Consider the following 19868-nt stretch of genomic DNA (forward strand, 5'->3'; position numbering starts at 1 on the left):
CGCCCCGCGCTCCCTCCGCCCCCGCGATAACGCGGTGACGGGACGCGCCGCGCCGTGCGAACATCTTCGGGCGGCGCGGCACGGTACCCGGGGAATCTCCCGGGGTACCAGAACGTTGTCCCAGATGTCCGGTGCCCACTCCGGCGACCGGACCGCAACCCATCGACGTAAGGACCCAATGACCTCCTCTTCTTCCCCTTCCCAGGACTCCAAGCGCCGCGCGCACGCCTACCCCGAAGGGCTTCGGGCCGATGCCCTGATGGAAGAGGACGTCGCCTGGAGGCACGACATCGACGGCGAGCGGGACGGCGACCAGTTCGACCGCTCCGAGCGCGCGGCCCTGCGCCGGGTCGCGGGACTGTCCACCGAGCTGGAGGACGTCACCGAGGTCGAGTACCGGCAGCTCCGTCTGGAGCGGGTCGTGCTCGTCGGTGTGTGGACCACCGGCACCGCAGCGGACGCGGACAACTCCCTCGCGGAGCTGGCCGCCCTCGCGGAGACGGCGGGCGCCCTCGTGCTCGACGGCGTGGTCCAGCGCCGCGACAAGCCCGACGCGGCCACCTACATCGGCTCCGGCAAGGCGCTCGAACTGCGCGACGTCGTGCTCGAGACCGGCGCCGACACCGTGATCTGCGACGGTGAGCTGAGCCCCGGCCAGCTCATCCAGTTGGAGGACGTCGTCAAGGTCAAGGTCATCGACCGTACGGCCCTGATCCTCGACATCTTCGCCCAGCACGCCAAGTCCCGCGAGGGCAAGGCGCAGGTCGCGCTCGCCCAGATGCAGTACATGCTGCCCAGGCTGCGCGGCTGGGGTCAGTCGCTGTCCCGGCAGATGGGTGGCGGTCGCGGCGGCCTCGCCACGCGTGGTCCCGGTGAGACCAAGATCGAGACGGACCGGCGCCGTATCCGCGAGAAGATGGCGAAGATGCGCCGGGAGATCGCGGAGATGAAGACCGGCCGCGAGGTCAAGCGGCAGGAGCGCCGACGCAACAAGGTGCCCTCCGTCGCCATCGCGGGCTACACCAACGCGGGCAAGTCCTCCCTGCTCAACCGCCTCACCGGCGCCGGTGTCCTGGTCGAGAACGCGCTGTTCGCGACCCTGGACCCGACCGTCCGCCGCGCGGAGACCCCGAGCGGCCGGGTGTACACGCTGGCCGACACCGTGGGCTTCGTCCGGCACCTGCCGCACCACCTGGTCGAGGCGTTCCGCTCCACCATGGAGGAGGTCGGCGACGCCGACCTGATCCTGCACGTGGTGGACGGCTCGCACCCCGTCCCGGAGGAGCAGCTCGCCGCCGTGCGCGAGGTCATCCGGGAGGTCGGTGCCACCGACGTGCCCGAGATCGTCGTGATCAACAAGGCGGACGCGGCCGACCCGCTGGTCCTCCAGCGGCTGCTGCGGGTCGAGAAGCGGTCCATCGCGGTCTCGGCGCGCACCGGCCAGGGTCTCGAAGAGCTGCTCACGCTGATCGACGACGAACTGCCCCGCCCCTCGGTCGAGGTCGAGGCGCTCGTCCCGTACACGCACGGCAAGCTCGTCGCCCGCGCCCACACCGAGGGCGAGGTGCTCTCCGAGGAGCACACGGGCGAGGGCACCCTGATCAAGGTCCGGGTGCACGCGGAACTGGCCGCCGAGCTGGCGCCGTACACGCCTGCTGCCACGGCCTGACGCACACGACGAGGCCCCGCCGACCCTTCCGTGAGGAGAGGGACGGCGGGGCCTCGTCATGCCTGGGGCGCGTCGCGCGCGGGGCTCAGTTCCCGGCGAACTGCTTGCTCACCGAGTCGTACACGCCCTTGGCCACCTCACCGAGCCGAGGACCGGCCAGCCAGCCCGAGGAGGCCGGGCCGATCGAGGTGTTGGAGACCAGCGTCGGCTTGCCGTCGCCGCCCGCCTCCACCCAGCCGCCGCCGGAGGAACCGCCCGTCATGGTGCAGCCGATGCGGTACATCGTCGGGTCCGCCTTGGCGATCGACAGCCGGCCCGGCTTGTCGGTGCACTGGTACAGCCGCTGCCCGTTGAACGGCGCCGCCGCCGGATAACCGCTCGCCGTGAGGCTCTGCACGTCGGTCGCCGCCGGGGCGTTGAAGTCCACCGGCAGCGCGCCGCCGACCGTCTCCTCCAGCGACTTGCCGCCGCTGCCCTGCTCCGGCGTCACATGGATCACCGCGAAGTCGTACGAGGCACCGTTGCCGCCGGTCTCGCCGCCGCCGTCGATCCACTGCTGCGAGGTCTTCGCCGAGTCGGCCCACCACACCCCGTACGGCGCGACCTCCGCCCGCGAGGCGGTCTTCATCTCGGCGGGCGAGAGGCTCTGGTTGTTGTACGACGGCACGAAGGCGATGTTGCGGTACCAGCCGCCCTTCTTGCCCGCGTGCACACAGTGCCCCGCCGTCCAGATGAGGTTGGACTTGCCGGGGTGCGCCGGGTCCTCCACGACCGTCGCCGAGCAGACCATCGTGCCCTTGGGGGCGTCGAAGAACACCTTGCCGGAGGTGGCGGCGTTGACGTGGTACGGCGCCTTGACCGACTGCGCCTGCACCGGCTGCGGCGTCGGGTCCGTCACGCCCTGGTCGCCGGAGAGGTCGCCGTCACCGACGCTCTTGGCCGGGTCGTCGGCGTCGCGCATCCGGTCGGGGTCCCACAGACCCTTGATGATCGGGTTGATGAAGTCGTTGGCCTCGCGCAGCCAGTCGTCCCGGTCCCAGTTCTTCCAGGCGCCGTTCTTCCACTTGTCCATGTCGATGCCGTGCTCCCTCAGCTTCTTGCTGAGGTCACCCGGAACCCTGACCTTGCCGTCGCCCAGAGCGCCCGCGCCCGCCGCCGCCGTTGGTGAACCGCTCGCGTTGTCGTCGCCGCCACAGGCGGTGGCCGTCATCGCGAGCGCGGAGGCGAGCGCGACGGCCGCCAGCGTTCTGCGGGCGCCGCCCCCTCCCCGGCGAACGATGGACGCCGGACGTATGGATCGCATGGTCGTGACTCCCCCTGCTGTGAAGGAATATGGTGCTTCGGCCTGTCATCGGCGGTCCGCTCGGGGCGAGTTCGTGCCGAAGGCGTGGCCGACTGGGAACGGGAACACACACTATGCGGTCGCCGTGGGGGACTTCCGACGGAACCGCAACGGTTACGTCACGGCAATGATCTTGAGGCAACCCGTAACCCGGGGGCCGGTGCGCGGTTGGTAGCGGTTGGGGGCCCGTGGCCGGTGCCCGGTCCCCGACCATCAACTCGCCTGTGGACAGCGGGGAGGACAGCGAGCCGTGGCCGTGACCGAGTCGGAGGCTGGAGGCGCGTACGGGGAAGCCCCGGCCGTGCACGAGGGGATTCTCGGGCGCCAGTCGGCGCGCGAGTCCGCGGCCCGCACCTATGCCCGCGCGCTGCCCATCGTGCCGGTGCGGGCGCGCGGTCTGACCATCGAGGGCGCCGACGGCCGCCGTTACCTGGACTGCCTCTCCGGCGCCGGAGCCCTCGCGCTCGGCCACAACCACCCGGTCGTGCTGGAGGCCATCCGCGCCGTCCTCGACTCCGGCGCCCCGCTCTCCGTCCTGGACCTGGCGACGCCGGTCAAGGACCGGTTCATCACCGAGCTGTTCCACACCCTGCCGCCCGGACTGGCCGACCGCGCCCGGGTCCAGTTCTGCGGGCCTGCGGGCACCGACGCGGTCGAGGCCGCGCTCAAACTGGTCCGGGCCGCCACCGGCCGCACCGGCGTCCTCGCCTTCACCGGCGCCTACCACGGCATGACCGCGGGCGCCCTCGCCGTCTCCGGCGGCGCCGACGAGGTGCGGGTCGCCCGGCTGCCCTATCCGCAGGACTACCGCTGCCCCTTCGGCGTCGGCGGCGCGCACGGCGCCGAACTCTCCGCCCGCTGGACCGAGTCCCTCCTCGACGATCCCAAGTCCGGTGTCCCGCTGCCCGCCGGGATGATCCTCGAACCCGTCCAGGGCGAGGGCGGGGTGCTTCCGGCCCCGGACGACTGGCTGCGCCGGATGCGCCGGATCACCGCCGACCGGTCCGTCCCGCTCATCGCCGACGAGGTCCAGACCGGCGTCGGCCGGACCGGCGCCTTCTGGGCCGTCGACCACAGCGGCATCACCCCCGACGTGATGGTCCTGTCCAAGGCCATCGGCGGCAGCCTCCCGCTGGCCGTGGTCGTCTACCGCGAGGACCTCGACGTCTGGCGCCCCGGCGCCCACGCGGGTACCTTCCGGGGCAACCAGCTCGCCATGGCCGCGGGCACCGCCACCCTGGCCTACGTCCGCGAGAACGGCCTCGCCGACCGCGCCGCCGCCCTCGGCGCCCGGATGCTGACCCAACTCCGCGAACTGCAGGGGCGGTTCCCCTGTGTCGGGGACGTACGGGGACGCGGACTGATGATCGGGGTCGAACTGGTGAACCCGGAGGTCCCGAGCGCGGCCCCCGGCACCGACTCTGGCGCACCGTTCACCGCCACCGCCCCGCACCCGGCCGACCCCGAACTCGCCCTCGCCGTCCAGCGGGAGTGCCTCGACCGCGGTCTGATCGTGGAACTCGGCGGACGCCACAACGCTGTCGTACGCCTCCTGCCGCCGCTCACCATCACCGACGAACAGGCGGCGGCCGTCCTGGACCGCCTCACCGACGCGGTGACGGCCGCGGCCCGTTACCACCCGGGCCACGCCACCCCGCCCCGACGGCCCGCGATCCCGGCCGAACGCACCGGCTAGCGCACACCGCCCGCACCCGTCGGCCGAGCGCCCCGACCCGAACGCGCCGACCGACCGCAGCACCCCCAACACCACGGTCAGCCACAGCGGTTGCGCAGCGGCGGCTGACCGCACCGGTCCGGACACCACCGCCGACCCCAGCGCCCCGGACCCACCCGGCAGCCCACGCCGCCGAACCGACCCGCCCACCGAAGCGGGACCAACGGGCCACCCCCACCGACCCGGAAACCACCACCGTCGCGCCGACCCGGCCGCACGACGGACGGGCGACCACACCCGGACGCCCCCACCCCCGCGCCGCAACTCCCTCATCCCTGCCCTCCTGACCGACCGCCACCCCGAACCACCCCGTACACCCGCACAGCCCCGAGGAGCCGTCTTGACCGCCACACCCGCACCCGACGGCCGTTCCGAGACCCCCGACGAACCGCTCGACCCCGGCACACCTCCCGCGCCCGCGCCCGCACCCGCCCCGGCGCCGCTCGCCGAGGCCGTCCCGCAGCAGAAGCGGCGCGCCCCGGACCCCGCACGGCCGGGGGAGTCCGGCGCCGACCCGCTGGAACACCCGGACCCGCTCACCGCCGCCCAGGCGGCGGCCGTCGAGAACCTGCTGCGCTGCTGGGTCCGCGAGACCGGCGTCGCCGCCCCGGACGACGGCACGCTGCACGTCCCGCTGCCCGCCAGCGGCACCGCCCTGACCGTGCCCGTCCGCCACTGGTCCCCGGCCGGCTGGCACCGCTTCGGAGCGCCCCGCCTCGACAGCGCCCCCGAACTGGCGCCGCCCGTCGACGCGGTGACCCTCGCCGCACTGCTCTCCCGGGAGGCAGCCGGACAGAGCAGCGACACCTCCGGCCCCGCGCAGCCCGCCGGTGACGGCGCCGACCTCGTCGCCCGGGTCGCCGACTCGCTGCGCAACACCGCCGCCTTCCTGAGCGAACGCCGCGAGCGCCCCGCCGACGGACCCGACCTCTTCCTCGCCGCCGAACAGTCCCTCCTCCTCGGCCACCCCCTGCACCCGGCCCCCAAGGGCCGCGAGGGACTGACCGAATCCGAGGCCCGCCGCTACGCCCCCGAAACACACGGCTCCTTCCCGCTGCACTGGATGGCCGTGTCCCCCTCCCTTCTCGCCGCCGACTCGGCCTGGACCGAGCGCGGTCGCACCGTCACCGCCGCCGAACTCACCCGGCGCCTCGCCGGAATCGACCTCTCCCTTCCCGAGGACTACGCCGCCCTGCCCCTGCACCCCTGGCAGGCCCGCGAACTACGGCACCGCCCCGCCGTCGCCGCACTCCTCGACGCCGGGTTGCTCTGCGACCTCGGCCCGCTGGGCCCGGACTGGCATCCCACCTCCTCCGTCCGCACCGTCTACCGCTCCGGCGCCCCCGCGATGCTCAAGCTCTCGCTCGGCCTGCGCATCACCAACTCCCGCCGCGAGAACCTGCGCAAGGAACTGCACCGAGGTGTCGAGGTGCACCGCCTGCTGCGCACGGGACTGTCCGAGCAGTGGCGCGCCGCGCACCCCTCGTTCGACATCGTTCGCGACCCGGCCTGGCTCGCCGTGGACGGCCCGGACGGACAGCCGCTGCCCGGGCTGGACGTGATGATCCGGCACAACCCCTTCCTCCCGGCCGACGACGCGGGCTGCGTCGCCGGACTGGTCTCCCCGCGCCCGCTCGCCGCACCGGGCACCGACGCCGCACCGGCCCAGGACCCCTGGCCGCTGCGCTCCCGGCTGGCCCGGCTCGTCGCGCGCCTCGCCGCCCGCACCGGCCGCCCCGTGGGAGCCGTCGCCGCGGAGTGGTTCCTGCGCTATCTCGAACAGGTCGTCCGTCCCGTGCTGTGGCTCGACAGCGAGGCGGGGATCGCCCTGGAAGCCCACCAGCAGAACACCCTGCTGCTGCTCGACCGGGACGGCTGGCCCGCAGGCGGCCGCTACCGTGACAACCAGGGCTACTACTTCCGCGAGTCCCGCCGGGCCGAACTCGACGCCCGGCTGCCGGGGATCGGGAAGCAGAGCGACACCTTCGTCTCCGACGAGGTCACCGACGAGCGCTTCGCCTACTACCTCGCCATCAACAACGTGTTCGGTCTGATCGGCGCGTTCGGTTCGCAGCGCCTGGCCGACGAACGTCTCCTGCTCGCCGCCTTCCGCCGCTTCCTGGACGCCGCCGCCTCGGGACCCACCGCGCTGCGCAGCTCCCTGCCCGGCCACCTCCTCGACTCACCCGTCCTGCGCTGCAAGGCCAATCTGCTGACCCGGCTGCACGGCCTGGACGAACTGGTCGGCCCGGTCGACACGCAGTCCGTCTACGTCACCATCGCCAATCCCCTCCATTCCTGAGATCTCTTTCCGAGGTCCGTCCCCTTCTTCCTTCTCTTCTGTAAGTCGCCCTCTTTCCAGAGCGGAGCAACCGGTGTCTTCCACAAGCGACTTCCTCACCGCGCGCGAGCCGGGTCCGCTCCTGGCGGACGACGACCTGCTCGACGCCCCGGCCACCTGGGGCGCGGTCGCCACCCCAGTGGGCCGGTTCGAGCTGGTGCCGGTGCGCCCGGCGCGGGACCTCGCACTCGTCCACCGCTGGATGAACGACCCCGCGGTGGCCGCCTTCTGGGAGCTGGCCGGACCCGTGAGCACGACCGAGCGCCATCTGCGGGCACAGCTCGACGGCGACGGACGCAGCGCTCCGTGTCTGGGCGTCCTGGACGGCACGCCCGTCGGCTACTGGGAGATCTACCGGGCGGACCTGGACCCCCTGGCCCGGCACTACCCGGCCCGCCCTCACGACACGGGTATCCACCTGCTGATCGGCGACGCCTCCCACCGCGGGCGAGGGCTGGGCTCGGTCCTGCTCACAGCCGTCGCCGACCTGATCCTGGACCGCCGTCCCTTCTGCACCCGAGTCGTCGCGGAACCGGACATGCGCAACACCCCCTCCGTGGCCGCTTTCCTGAGCGCCGGATTCCGGCGCGCCGCCGAGGTCGACCTGCCCGGCAAGCGGGCCGCCCTCATGATCCGTGACCGGACCCACCCCATGCTCCTGTGACGCAGGGTCGTCGGTCCGTCACATGTTGTACGTGCGGCGATCCCCGCAAGTTCCGCCCCGTCGAAAAAAGATCCGAGAAAGTTCGCCCGGGAAAAGCGCAGTGCTCACACCCCCTGCCCCCGTCCCCTGTTCGGTCGGCCGATTGTCAGTCGGGGGCCGTAGGGTGGTCGGGCTATGACGAAGCCCTCCCTCCCTGAACTCCTCCACGCCGCCGTCGCCGCCGTCGGCGGCACGGAGCGCCCCGGCCAGGTCACGATGGCCGAAGCGGTCGCGGAAACGATCGACGACGGTTCCCATCTGCTGGTCCAGGCCGGCACCGGCACCGGAAAGTCGCTCGGCTATCTCGTGCCCGCGCTCGCCCACGGGGAGCGGGTCGTCGTCGCCACGGCCACGCTCGCACTCCAGCGCCAGCTCGTGGAGCGCGACCTGCCGCGCACGGTGGACGCCCTGCACCCGCTGCTGCGGCGCCGCCCGGAGTTCGCCATGCTCAAGGGCCGATCGAACTACCTCTGCCTGCACCGGCTGCACGAGGGCATGCCTCAGGACGAGGAGGACGGCCTCTTCGACCAGTTCGAGGCGGCCGCCCCCACCAGCAAGCTGGGCCAGGACCTGCTCCGCCTGCGCGACTGGTCGGACGAGACGGAGAACGGCGACCGCGACGACCTCACCCCCGGCGTCTCCGACCGCGCCTGGGCGCAGGTGTCGGTGTCCTCGCGGGAGTGTCTGGGCGCGACCAAGTGCGCCTACGGCGCCGAGTGCTTCGCGGAGATGGCCCGCGAGCGCGCCAAGCTGGCCGATGTCGTCGTCACCAACCACGCCCTCCTCGCGATCGACGCCATTGAGGGCGCCCCCGTGCTGCCCCAGCACGAGGTGCTGATCGTGGACGAGGCACATGAACTCGTCTCCCGGGTCACCGGAGCCGCCACCGGCGAACTCACCCCCGGCCAGGTCAACCGCGCCGTCCGCCGCGCGGCCAAGCTCGTCAACGAGAAGGCCGCCGACCAGCTCCAGACCGCAGCCGAGGGCTTCGAGCGGCTGATGGAGCTGGCGCTGCCCGGCCGCCTGGAGGAGATCCCGGAGGACCTCGGCTACGCCCTGGCCGCGCTGCGCGACGCCGCCCGCACGGTCATCACCGCGCTCGGCTCGACCCGCGACAAGTCGGTCCAGGACGAGGACGCGGTGCGCAAGCAGGCGCTGGCCTCGGTGGAGACGGTGCACGGCGTGGCCGAGCGGGTACTGAACGGCTCGGAGTGGGACGTCGTTTGGTACGAACGCCACGACCGCTTCGGCGCCTCCCTGCGCGTGGCCCCCATGTCGGTCTCCGGTCTGCTCAGGGAGAAGCTCTTCGCGGACCGCAGCGTCGTCCTCGCCTCGGCGACCCTCAAGCTCGGTGGCGACTTCAACGGCGTCGGCGCGTCCCTGGGGCTCGCCCCCGAGGGGCAGGAGGGCGAGGACCTGCCGCAGTGGAAGGGCATCGACGTCGGCTCGCCGTTCGACTACCCCCGGCAGGGCATCCTCTACGTCGCCAAGCACCTCGCCCGCCCCGCGCGGGACGGCGACCGCGCCGACATGCTGGACGAGCTGACCGAGCTGATCCAGGCCGCCGGTGGTCGCACGCTCGGCCTCTTCTCCTCGATGCGGGCCGCCCAGCTCGCCGCCGAGGAGCTGCGGGTGCGCATCCCCGAGTTCCCGATCCTGCTCCAGGGCGAGGAGACCCTCGGTGAGCTGATCAAGAACTTCGCCGCCGACCCCAAGACCTGTCTCTTCGGCACGCTGTCGCTGTGGCAGGGCGTCGACGTGCCGGGGGCGAGCTGCCAGCTCGTCGTCATGGACAAGATCCCGTTCCCGCGCCCGGACGACCCGCTGATGAGCGCCCGCCAGAAGGCGGTGGAGGACGCGGGCGGCAACGGCTTCATGGCGGTCGCCGCCACCCACGCCGCCCTGCTCATGGCGCAGGGCGCGGGCCGACTGGTGCGGGCCACCGGGGACCGGGGCGTCGTCGCGGTGCTGGACCAGCGCCTCGCCACCGCGCGCTACGGCCAGTATCTGAAGGCGTCGCTGCCCGAGTTCTGGTACACGACGGACCGTAACCAGGTGCGCAAGTCGCTCGCGGCGATCGACGCGGCGGCGAAGCAGGCGGAGGGCGAGTAGGCGCAGGGAGCGCCAGCCGTACAGAACAGCGGGCACAGCGGGGAAAGGCAGGGGCCCCGGAACCGGCGCAGGGGTTCCGGGGCCCGGTCAGGGGGACGGGCTGTGAGGGGCCCGGTCCGCCGCGGGGGTCACACGCGGCGGAGCACCGCGACGACCTTGCCCAGGATCGTCGCGTCGTCGCCGGGGATCGGCTCGTAGGCGGCGTTGTGCGGGAGGAGCCAGACGTGGCCGTCCTCGCGCTTGAAGCGCTTCACCGTGGCCTCGCCGTCGAGCATGGCCGCCACGATGTCGCCGTTCTCCGCGACGGGCTGGCGGCGCACGGCGACCCAGTCGCCGTCGCAGATCGCCGCCTCGATCATGGAGTCGCCGACGACCTTGAGCACGAACAGCTCGCCGTCACCGACCAACTGGCGGGGCAGCGGGAAGACGTCCTCGACCGACTCCTCGGCGAGGATCGGGCCGCCCGCCGCGATGCGACCGACCAGCGGGACGTACGACGCGGCCGGCTTGCCCGCCGTGTCCGTGGGCTGCACGGTCACGGCCTGGTCCGAACCGCGCACCTCGTAGGCGCGCGGGCGGTGCGGGTCGCGGCGCAGGAAGCCCTTGCGCTCCAGTGCCATGAGCTGGTGCGCGACGGAGGAAGTGCTGGAGAGGCCGACGGCCTGGCCGATCTCGCGCATGGACGGCGGGTAGCCCCGCCGCTGCACCGAGTCCCGGATGACCTCGATCACCCGGCGCTGCCGGTCGGTGAGTCCCGAGCTGTCCGCGCGGATGCCTGGAGGTCGTCCGGGCAGGGAGCGCTTTTGTCCCTCGGGATTCGCGGCTTCGTTCATCGCGTGCACCGGCTCGGTCCGGCCGTCGGCTCGGCCCTGGGCAGTGATGGTGGCACTGTCGGCGGTGGTGGTCACGTCGGCCCCTCTCGATCGGTCTCCCTCGCTGCACAACGGTAGTTGCTTTCGAAAGGTTGCGCCAAACACACGTTCGAGTGAAAAAGCGCGATTCGGCTGACGCGATCAAGTGTCCAGGTGTATGGCTTGCGCGCTCCCGGTGGGCAAAATGCCCATTGCTGTACTCTTCACCACCGGGCGGGCGCCCTCGCACGCGCCGACCAGTGTGCCATCCGGGGTTCTACCGGCGGCTTCCGGGTCATGTCGGACCTCGGCGGAGCCCCCGGTCGACCCCCTCCCGGGGTCCCGCTGCAGGTCGGAGCCGGACGCCCGCGCGCAGGGAGTTCCGAGCGGTGTTCACCGTAGCCCGGGGCCTCTTCCCAGGTCGCGCAGCAGCCCCGCGTGTCCCCTCGGAACGGCTCCGCGCCCGCCCTGTACCCGTTTTCGCGCGGCGACACGCGTATCTGCCTCGGTGTTCGAGGTGATCCCCACATGTAGTGGTTGGATGGCTACAGATACCCACAAGTTGTGTTCGTTGCCGGTCCTGGGGTCTTCCGCGCCTCCGCGATCGCCTATGCTTAGGTGCTGCTTCGCGGGGCTCCTGAGGTCCGGCGAGGCCATCGAGTCTGCTGTGAGGAGGGTTGGAGATCATGCACTGCCCCTTCTGCAGGCACCCCGACAGCCGTGTGGTCGACAGTCGTACGACCGACGACGGCACGTCGATCCGCAGGCGCCGCCAGTGCCCTGACTGCTCCCGTCGTTTCACGACCGTGGAGACGTGCTCGCTCATGGTGGTCAAGCGGTCCGGAGTCACCGAGCCGTTCAGTCGTACCAAGGTCATCAACGGCGTGCGCAAGGCATGCCAGGGACGGCCGGTCACCGAGGACGCGCTCGCCCAGCTCGGGCAGCGGGTCGAGGAGGCGGTACGGGCCACCGGAAGCGCCGAGCTGACCACCCACGACGTGGGACTGGCCATACTCGGTCCGCTGCAGGAGCTCGACCTCGTCGCCTACCTGCGATTCGCCTCCGTCTACCGGGCGTTCGACTCGCTCGATGACTTCGAGGCCGCGATCGCGGAGCTGAGGGAGACGACGCGCGGCCCCGCCGCGGACGGCGAGGACACGGAAGCGGGGCGCCAGGAGGACGAAGCCGGGCAGCCGAGGACCCCTCAGGTCCCGTTGCCCGCGCACGCCGCCGAATGACCGGCCGGCCGGAGGACGGGAACGATCCCGGAGCCCGGCCGGAGGGCGGCTCACGAAGACCTGTCGCGGGTGGCGCCGAAGGTGCCCGCGACGCAAGACAGAACACGTGCCCTGGGAACATCGGGGCACTTCAGGGCGTTTTGCCCGACAGGGAGGCGGCATGACAGAGACGGCGAGCGGTCCGGCACGAGGTTCCCGGGCGAAGGGCACCAAGGCCACCAAGGGACTGCGTATCGAGCGCATCCACACGACCCCCGGCGTGCACCCGTACGACGAGGTCGAGTGGGCGCATCGCGACGTCGTCATGACCAACTGGCGCGACGGCTCGGTCAACTTCGAGCAGCGTGGCGTCGAGTTCCCCGACTTCTGGTCGGTGAACGCGGTCAACATCGTCACCAGCAAGTACTTCCGCGGTGCCGTCGGCACCCCGCAGCGCGAGGTGAGCCTCAAGCAGCTCATCGACCGCATCGTGAAGACGTACCGGAAGGCCGGTGAGGACTACAAGTACTTCGCCTCGCCCGCCGACGCCGAGATCTTCGAGCACGAGCTGGCCTACGCCCTCCTGCACCAGATCTTCAGCTTCAACAGCCCGGTCTGGTTCAACGTCGGCACGCCGCAGCCCCAGCAGGTCTCCGCCTGCTTCATCCTGTCCGTCGACGACTCCATGGAGTCGATCCTCGACTGGTACAAGGAAGAGGGCATGATCTTCAAGGGCGGTTCGGGCGCCGGTCTGAACCTGTCCCGCATCCGCTCCTCCAAGGAGCTGCTCTCCTCCGGCGGCAACGCCTCCGGCCCGGTCTCCTTCATGCGGGGCGCCGACGCCTCCGCCGGCACCATCAAGTCCGGTGGCGCCACCCGCCGCGCGGCCAAGATGGTCGTTCTCGACGTCGACCACCCCGACATCGAGGACTTCATCCAGACGAAGGTCAGCGAGGAGGAGAAGATCCGCGTCCTGCGCGACGCGGGCTTCGACATGGACCTGGGCGGCGACGACATCACGTCCGTCCAGTACCAGAACGCCAACAACTCCGTCCGCGTGAACGACGAGTTCATGAAGGCGGTCGAGGGCGGCACCAACTTCGGCCTGCGCGCCCGCATGACCGGTGAGGTCATCGAGGAGGTCGACGCCAAGGCGCTGTTCCGCAAGATCGCGGAGGCGGCCTGGGCCTGCGCCGACCCGGGCATCCAGTACGACGACCAGATCAACCACTGGCACACCTGCCCCGAGTCCGGCCGGATCACCGCGTCGAACCCGTGCAGCGAGTACATGCACCTGGACAACACGTCCTGCAACCTCGCCTCGCTGAACCTGATGAAGTTCCTCAAGGACGACGGCAAGGGCAACCAGTCCTTCGAGAGCGAGCGCTTCCAGAAGGTCGTCGAGCTGGTCATCACCGCGATGGACATCTCGATCTGCTTCGCGGACTTCCCCACCGAGAAGATCGGTGAGAACACCCGCGCCTTCCGCCAGCTCGGCATCGGCTACGCCAACCTCGGCGCCCTGCTGATGGCCACCGGCCACGCGTACGACTCCGACGGCGGTCGCACGCTCGCCGCCGCCATCACCTCCCTGATGACGGGCACCGCCTACCGCCGCTCCGCCGAGCTGGCCGCGATCGTCGGCCCGTACGACGGCTACGCCCGCAACGCCGACGCCCACAAGCGCGTCATGAAGCAGCACGCCGACGCCAACGCCACGGCCGTCCGCACGGACGACCTGGACAGCCCGGTGTGGGCCGCCGCCACGGAGGCGTGGCAGGACGTCGTGCGCATCGGCGAGCAGAACGGCTTCCGTAACTCCCAGGCGTCCGTGCTCGCCCCGACCGGCACCATCGGTCTGGCGATGTCCTGCGACACCACCGGTGTGGAGCCCGACCTCGCGCTGGTCAAGTTCAAGAAGCTCGTCGGCGGCGGCTCGATGCAGATCGTCAACGGCACGGTCCCGCAGGCCCTGCGCCGCCTGGGTTACCAGGAGGAGCAGATCGAGGCGATCGTCGCCCACATCGCCGAGCACGGCAATGTGATCGACGCCCCGGGTCTCAAGGCCGAGCACTACGAGGTGTTCGACTGCGCCATGGGCGAGCGCGCCATCTCCCCGATGGGCCACGTCCGCATGATGGCCGCGATCCAGCCGTGGATCTCCGGCGCCATCTCCAAGACGGTCAACATGCCGGAGACGGCGACCGTCGAGGAGGTCGAGGAGATCTACTTCGAGGCGTGGAAGCTCGGCGTCAAGGCGCTCGCGATCTACCGCGACAACTGCAAGGTCGGCCAGCCGCTCTCCGCCAAGAAGAAGGAGGACGAGAAGGCCGAGGTGACCGCGAAGGCCGAGGCGACCATCCGCGAGACGGTCGAGAAGGTCGTCGAGTACCGCCCGGTCCGCAAGCGCCTGCCCAAGGGCCGTCCCGGCATCACCACGTCCTTCACGGTCGGCGGCGCCGAGGGTTACATGACCGCCAACTCCTACCCGGACGACGGTCTCGGCGAGGTCTTCCTGAAGATGTCCAAGCAGGGTTCGACGCTCGCGGGCATGATGGACGCCTTCTCCATCGCCGTCTCCGTCGGTCTCCAGTACGGCGTGCCGCTGGAGACCTACGTCTCGAAGTTCACCAACATGCGCTTCGAGCCTGCCGGTATGACGGACGACCCGGACGTGCGGATGGCGCAGTCGATCGTCGACTACATCTTCCGCCGCCTGGCGCTGGACTTCCTGCCCTTCGAGACCCGCTCCGCGCTCGGCATCCACTCCGCCGAGGAGCGTCAGCGTCACCTGGAGACCGGTTCCTACGAGCCGGCCGACGACGAGGTCGACGTCGAGGGTCTGGCCCAGTCCGCCCCGCGCCAGACCGAGCTGAAGGCGGTCGCGACGCCCAAGGCCGAGGCCGAGTCGGTCAAGCCCGCTCCCAAGCAGGCCCACACCAGCGCCGAACTCGTCGAGATGCAGCTCGGCATCCAGGCCGACGCCCCGCTCTGCTTCTCCTGCGGCACCAAGATGCAGCGAGCCGGTTCCTGCTACATCTGTGAGGGCTGCGGCTCGACCAGCGGCTGCAGCTAAGCGGTGACGCCCTGAGGGGCGCCGACTGACCCGCAGGGCGGGGAAATCTCCCACGAGGTTTCCCCGCCCTGCGGCGTTTCACCGCCCGGCCGTCACCGATGCCAGCGTCACCGACTCACAGGCGCCCCGCCTCTCGCTCCATCTCCGACCGGAGATCGGGGAGAGGCTCTCGCGCTGCCGCGGCCAGCAGGGTCTCGCGAGCCGTGGACGGAAGGGCGTCGGTCGGCCATGCCCGGATCGCCTTGAGGGCCATACGGCGATTCCGGCTCGTGCGGTTGTCGAGGGCGGTCTCCAGCAACTCCCAGCCATGGCCGGGGTGCTCGTCCAGTCGGCTCACGACCATGTCGAGAAGACTGTCGATCGCGAACTCCTTGCCCAGACCCGTTTCGGGTGTCGGGCCGGTGCGCAGGTCCCGCAGGGGCAGGAGACGCACCGCCGCCGAGACGACCGGCGCGATGTCCTCGCTCGGACACCCGTCGACGAGCAGGAACCACATGGTGCTGTCGTACGGAGTCGTTTCCACACCCCGCAGCAATGCGGGGCGGACGGGGATGTGCATCTGCCGTGCGACCCATGCCGCGTGACGGAGGGTGACCGGGTCGTCGGCGGCGACGCCGTCCAGGACGACCTCCCGTGTCGCCGGATCGGCGATCAGGCGTGCGTAACGGTGCCGTAGGTGCCGCCACTCGGGCTCGTCCCGGCGTGCTCTGTTCACGTAGGGACTCTGCAGATACCGGTCGATCGACAGGAGCGGCGGCAGCCGCCGCAACGTGACGCCTTCCGCCGTGGTCTGGTGCAGATAGCCGTTCAGCGCCGACAGGGCATCGTCGTACGAAGCCAGCTCCGATCCTGGTCCGTCCACATCGGTGAGCGCTTGCAGGAGTCTGCCCGCGCCGTCCATGGTTTTCTCGGTCGGCGTACCGCGGGTCAGGGCACCCGCGAGGTCGCCGACTCGCGCGGCGGTCAGTGCGAAGTAGCTGTCCAGGACGTCATCCGTGCACGACTCACGGATCAGCCACTCCTTGATGTCGGGATCGGAGGTGCCGTCGAGTCGGCGGACGGCGTCGACGCGGGCCCAGCCTTCCGCCCGCCGGGCCAGGTCGAAGAGCGCCCGACGAGGATCGGTCTGGGAACGGACCAATGCCTCACAGCACTCGGTGGAGAACGCCCAGAACACACCCAGCGTTGTCAGGACGCTGCGGTCGTCGTCGGTCCCGGCGATGCCCAGCAGCAGAATGCCGAACCGGACGGCGTTGGGGTGCTCACCGTGTGTCGCGAACCAACGGCCCAACTGGCGCAGGCGGTCCGGCGGAAGAGAACGCGCCCGCAGCGCGGCTTCGACGGCGCGCTCGTGCTTGCGCCACACCATGCGCCGCAGTTGCGTGTCCAGGACTGACGCCACCGAGCGCTCGGCACCGGAACGGATCAGCCGTGTGGCGGCGGCGACCGTCCGCGCGGCGGCGTCCTTGGCGTGACGCCTCGGCTTCGATGCTGTCCGAGGAAGCGGCTGGTGTCGCGGCGGCACCGTTTGGTCGTGCCGGACCGTCAGGGCGTGGCTGTAGAGGGAGGGACGACCGCTGAGAGTGCCGCCCAGGTCCCATGAAGGGGAGTGGCTCACCGGACGAGGGCCCGGTTGTCCTTTCGCTTGATCATGCGGTGATCTTCGCAGGCGGTTCGGGACCGGGCAACGTCATAAGACGCGAGGTAAGGGGCGACGACCCTTGCCGTCGCCCCTTACTCCTTCAGCCCGGCGTCAGACTCCCCGCACTCGTCCCATCACCCGCGTGAACGCCGTCGGGTCCTCCGTGAAGCCATGGACGCCCGCCCGGAACGCCCACTCGCCCAGGTCGTCGCGGGTGAACTCCGCGACCGTGGCGGCCGTCGCGTCCGGGATGGCGGTGAAGTCGTCCTCGGCGAGGACCGTGTAGCCGGTGCGGACGCGCAGGGCGGGGGCGAGGATCCGGGTGAAGGTGAGAGGTCCGTCGTCCTGGCGGATGACGACGCCGACCACCACGCGCGCGTAGCGGGGGGCGAGGCGGTGGAGTTCGAGGGTCATGACCTCGTCCCAGCCGAAGCCCTTGCCGTCCGGGCTGTCGCGGTTGAGGAAGATCGTGCCGTCGGGGGAGCGGCTGTCGAAGTGCACCAGGTGGGCGGGTTCGCCATGGGTGTCGTCCGCCGTGTACGTCGCGGCGATGAGGTCCAGGTCGGAGGGTGGCCGTCCCGCGGGACTGGGGTTCCACTTCAACGCCACCTCGACACCGCGGATTCCCTTGCCGAATCCGGTCACAGGTTTCCCCTCTCCCGAAGGTCCGCTTTCTCAACTTCCGCTGCAATATGGCTCGTTGTTCATCCTGCCACGCGAACAGGGCGCCCGCGCGGGGGATATGAGCCGGAGCGTGACCGACGCCACGTCCCGTGGCCTTACGATGGCGCAGTGCTGGTCAAGTGGATTCGCTGCACCGTCGTGGACCGCCGGGGGTTCGAACGGGGACAGCGGAAATGGGCGGGGCTTCTGGGGGAGCCGGGATTTCGGGGACAGGGCGGAGGCTGGAGCCGGCACCGGCCGGGCGTGGCACACATCTTCGCCTTCTGGGAGAGCCGCGCCTTCTACGACTCCTTCATGGCGCGCTCGCACGACCGCCTCGCCGCGTCGCAGTCCGGCACGTTCAAGGACAGCCAGGTCAAGCTGTTCGAGTACCGCTTCGACGTGAAGACCGGCTTCGAACCCCGGTTCACCGACGCGGACCTGATCCGGGTCGCCCTCTGCCGCGCGCACGAGGAGCGCGTCGAGCACTTCACCCTCATGCAGGAGAAGGTCTGGAACCCCGCCATGGCGGGCTCGCCCGGCATGATCAGGGGCATGTTCGCCGAGGCACCCGCGCACGAGTTCCTGGTGCTGTCCATGTGGCGCTCGGCCGCCGAGCACGGCAAGTACCGCACCGAACGCGTGGAGCGCCTCGCCCTGCGCGCCCAGACCGAGGCGGACATCGCCGCCCTCTCCGGCGACATCGTGGAACTCGAGCCGTCCTGGACGGTCTGAGACGCCCGAACCATGTGACCTACGCCGTATGAAGCCGGTATGCGTGCGCGACCGTCCCCGGCGCGATCTAGGGTGCTGGCATGGCACGACCACGGCGCATCATTCTTGTCCGGCACGGCGAGTCAACGGGCAACGTCGATGACTCCGTGTACGAGCGCGAGCCCGACCACGCCCTCGCCCTGACCGAACGCGGCCGACGCCAGGCCGAGCACACCGGCGAGCGGCTCCGCGAGATCGTCGGCGACGAACGCGTGAGCGTGTACGTCTCCCCGTACCGCCGCACCCACGAGACCCTGGACTCCTTCCACCTCGATCCCGCGCGCATACGCGTGCGCGAGGAGCCCCGGCTGCGCGAGCAGGACTGGGGCAACTGGCAGGAGCGCGGCGACGTACGCCTCCAGAAGGCGTACCGCGACGCGTACGGCCACTTCTTCTTCCGCTTCCCGCAGGGGGAGTCCGGCGCCGACGTGTACGACCGGGTCGGCGGCTTCCTGGAGAGCCTGTTCCGCAGCTTCGAGGAGCCCGACCACCCGCCGAACGTCCTCCTGGTGACGCACGGCCTGGCCATGCGGCTGTTCTGCATGCGCTGGTTCCACTGGACCGTGTCCGAATTCGAGTCTCTGTCGAATCCCGGGAACGCCGAGCTGCGGATGCTCGTTCTCGGGGAGAACGGCAAGTACGCGCTCGACCGCCCCTTCGAGCGCTGGCGCGAACCGGTGCCGTACTGGATCGGCGGTTGAGGGCACACCCGGCTGCCGGGGTCGCAGGGCACGGCACGGCTCCCGCTGCCGCGTCGCCGAATATCGCATGATCGAACAACGGGTCCACGGATAGGCTGGCCGAAGATGACCTCCGAATCCTCCTCTTCCGGGCGCCTCGACCGCGCCCTGGCCAGCCTGCGCGGACTCGCCGTGGGCGACGCGCTCGGCTCGCAGTTCTTCGTCCCGGTGAACCACCCGCTGCTCAAGCGGCGCGAACTGCCCGACGGACTCTGGCAGTGGACCGACGACACGGAGATGGCTTGCTCGGTCGTGTCCGTCCTCGCCGCCCACGACCGGGTCCACCAGGACGCCCTGGCCCACTCCTTCGCCCACCACCACGACTTCGACCGCGGCTACGGCCCCGCCGTGAACCGGCTGCTGCGCCTCGTCCGCGAGGGCGCCGACTGGCGCGAGCTGGCCGCCCGGCTCTTCCAGGGGCAGGGCTCCTGGGGCAACGGCGCCGCGATGCGGATTGCCCCGCTCGGCGCCTGGTACGCCGACGACCCTGAGCAGGCCACCCACCAGGCGGAGATCTCCGCCTACCCCACCCACCAGCACCGAGAAGCGGTGGCGGGCGCCATGGCGGTGGCTGCCGCGGCAGCCCTGGCCGCCTCCCCGGACGGCCCGCCGACCCCGGAGACGCTCCTGGACGGCGTCATCGCCCTGGTGCCCAGAAGCGCCGTGGAGGCGGGTCTCAGGCGTGCGAGGGACATGCTCGACTACGAGGACGCCGCCACCGTCGCGGCCGTCCTCGGCTGCGGCCGCCGCACCAGTGCCCACGACACCGTCCCGTTCGCCCTGTGGTCCGCCGCCCGTGCCCTCACCGACTTCGAGCGGGCGTTCTGGACGACGGCCCAGGTGGGCGGCGACGTGGACACGACCTGCGCGATCGTCGGCGGCGTCCTGGCCGCGGGCACGGCGGGCGCCCCGCCCAGGACGTGGTCGCAGCGGACCGAGCAACTGCCCGCGTGGGTGCCCGACGGCCGCTGACGGCACCGGACTACGGCTGCCTCAGCGGCCG

14 protein-coding genes are annotated in these 19868 nt (G+C 71.1%); 10 read left to right on the forward strand and 4 right to left on the reverse strand.

Translation table 11 applies throughout. The annotated features are described in order from the left end of the window. The first annotated feature begins 178 nt into the window (after window positions 1-178). Entirely contained in the window at window positions 179-1669 is a 1491-nt protein-coding gene (gene hflX / locus IF655_RS10390) for a GTPase HflX (RefSeq protein WP_199583848.1), read from the forward strand. Between the two features lie 85 nt (window positions 1670-1754). Here the strand turns inward: hflX and IF655_RS10395 are convergent, their stop codons facing one another. Then, window positions 1755-2972, reverse strand: coding sequence for a serine protease (locus tag IF655_RS10395; RefSeq protein WP_199583849.1), 1218 nt, complete (start codon window positions 2970-2972; stop codon window positions 1755-1757). A 289-nt stretch (window positions 2973-3261) separates the two neighbouring features. Here IF655_RS10395 and IF655_RS10400 point away from each other — a divergent pair, with 289 nt between their 5' ends. The 4 genes from IF655_RS10400 (at window position 3262) to IF655_RS10415 (ending at window position 9902) form a co-directional block, all read left to right on the forward strand. Beyond that, on the forward strand, window positions 3262-4707 hold the full coding sequence (locus tag IF655_RS10400; RefSeq protein WP_199583850.1) for a diaminobutyrate--2-oxoglutarate transaminase family protein: 1446 nt from the start codon (window positions 3262-3264) through the stop codon (window positions 4705-4707). 379 nt (window positions 4708-5086) lie between these two features. Next, the gene (locus IF655_RS10405; protein ID WP_199583851.1) at window positions 5087-7048 is read left to right on the forward strand and encodes an IucA/IucC family siderophore biosynthesis protein; all 1962 of its coding nucleotides are present in this window, start codon (window positions 5087-5089) and stop codon (window positions 7046-7048) included. Between the two features lie 73 nt (window positions 7049-7121). After that, entirely contained in the window at window positions 7122-7751 is a 630-nt protein-coding gene (locus IF655_RS10410) for a GNAT family N-acetyltransferase (protein WP_199583852.1), read from the forward strand. A gap of 174 nt (window positions 7752-7925) precedes the next feature. Continuing rightward, the gene (locus IF655_RS10415; RefSeq protein ID WP_199583853.1) at window positions 7926-9902 is read left to right on the forward strand and encodes an ATP-dependent DNA helicase; all 1977 of its coding nucleotides are present in this window, start codon (window positions 7926-7928) and stop codon (window positions 9900-9902) included. 128 nt (window positions 9903-10030) lie between these two features. Here IF655_RS10415 and lexA read toward each other — a convergent pair whose 3' ends face one another. Beyond that, complete coding sequence (gene lexA / locus IF655_RS10420; RefSeq protein WP_199583854.1) at window positions 10031-10810, reverse strand: transcriptional repressor LexA; 780 nt, start codon at window positions 10808-10810, stop codon at window positions 10031-10033. A 629-nt stretch (window positions 10811-11439) separates the two neighbouring features. On the opposite strand from lexA, the gene nrdR reads away from it, so the two are divergent. After that, the gene (gene nrdR, locus IF655_RS10425) at window positions 11440-11991 is read left to right on the forward strand and encodes a transcriptional regulator NrdR (protein WP_199583855.1); all 552 of its coding nucleotides are present in this window, start codon (window positions 11440-11442) and stop codon (window positions 11989-11991) included. A 160-nt stretch (window positions 11992-12151) separates the two neighbouring features. Beyond that, window positions 12152-15046 (forward strand): vitamin B12-dependent ribonucleotide reductase, encoded by a 2895-nt coding sequence (locus IF655_RS10430; protein WP_199583856.1) that lies wholly within the window; start codon window positions 12152-12154, stop codon window positions 15044-15046. 115 nt (window positions 15047-15161) lie between these two features. On the opposite strand, the gene IF655_RS10435 is transcribed toward IF655_RS10430, so the two are convergent. Both IF655_RS10435 and IF655_RS10440 read right to left on the reverse strand, forming a co-directional pair. Then, window positions 15162-16448 (reverse strand): hypothetical protein, encoded by a 1287-nt coding sequence (locus IF655_RS10435; protein WP_199583857.1) that lies wholly within the window; start codon window positions 16446-16448, stop codon window positions 15162-15164. A gap of 351 nt (window positions 16449-16799) precedes the next feature. After that, window positions 16800-17333, reverse strand: a complete 534-nt coding sequence (locus IF655_RS10440) for a TerD family protein (RefSeq protein ID WP_199583858.1) — start codon at window positions 17331-17333, stop codon at window positions 16800-16802. A 147-nt stretch (window positions 17334-17480) separates the two neighbouring features. Here IF655_RS10440 and IF655_RS10445 point away from each other — a divergent pair, with 147 nt between their 5' ends. The 3 genes from IF655_RS10445 (at window position 17481) to IF655_RS10455 (ending at window position 19837) form a co-directional block, all read left to right on the forward strand. Beyond that, entirely contained in the window at window positions 17481-18086 is a 606-nt protein-coding gene (locus tag IF655_RS10445) for a YdbC family protein (RefSeq protein ID WP_199583859.1), read from the forward strand. 80 nt (window positions 18087-18166) lie between these two features. Then, on the forward strand, window positions 18167-18826 hold the full coding sequence (locus IF655_RS10450) for a histidine phosphatase family protein (protein ID WP_199583860.1): 660 nt from the start codon (window positions 18167-18169) through the stop codon (window positions 18824-18826). Window positions 18827-18931: 105 nt separating this feature from the next. Next, window positions 18932-19837, forward strand: coding sequence for an ADP-ribosylglycohydrolase family protein (locus tag IF655_RS10455; protein WP_199583861.1), 906 nt, complete (start codon window positions 18932-18934; stop codon window positions 19835-19837). The last annotated feature ends 31 nt before the right edge of the window (window positions 19838-19868 follow it).

Origin of the sequence: Streptomyces sp. DSM 110735 (assembly GCF_016482685.1) — a bacterium.
In the GTDB taxonomy this organism is placed as follows: domain Bacteria; phylum Actinomycetota; class Actinomycetes; order Streptomycetales; family Streptomycetaceae; genus Streptomyces.

Bases quoted from the DNA above. Each gene is read 5' to 3' on its own strand.
- IF655_RS10455 (WP_199583861.1), top strand. From the start codon at position 18,932: ATGACCTCCGAATCCTCCTCTTCCGGGCGCCTCGACCGCGCCCTGGCC.
- IF655_RS10415 (WP_199583853.1), top strand. From the start codon at position 7,926: ATGACGAAGCCCTCCCTCCCTGAACTCCTCCACGCCGCCGTCGCCGCC.
- IF655_RS10395 (WP_199583849.1), bottom strand. From the start codon at position 2,972: ATGCGATCCATACGTCCGGCGTCCATCGTTCGCCGGGGAGGGGGCGGC.
- IF655_RS10430 (WP_199583856.1), top strand. From the start codon at position 12,152: ATGACAGAGACGGCGAGCGGTCCGGCACGAGGTTCCCGGGCGAAGGGC.
- nrdR (WP_199583855.1), top strand. From the start codon at position 11,440: ATGCACTGCCCCTTCTGCAGGCACCCCGACAGCCGTGTGGTCGACAGT.
- hflX (WP_199583848.1), top strand. From the start codon at position 179: ATGACCTCCTCTTCTTCCCCTTCCCAGGACTCCAAGCGCCGCGCGCAC.
- IF655_RS10450 (WP_199583860.1), top strand. From the start codon at position 18,167: ATGGCACGACCACGGCGCATCATTCTTGTCCGGCACGGCGAGTCAACG.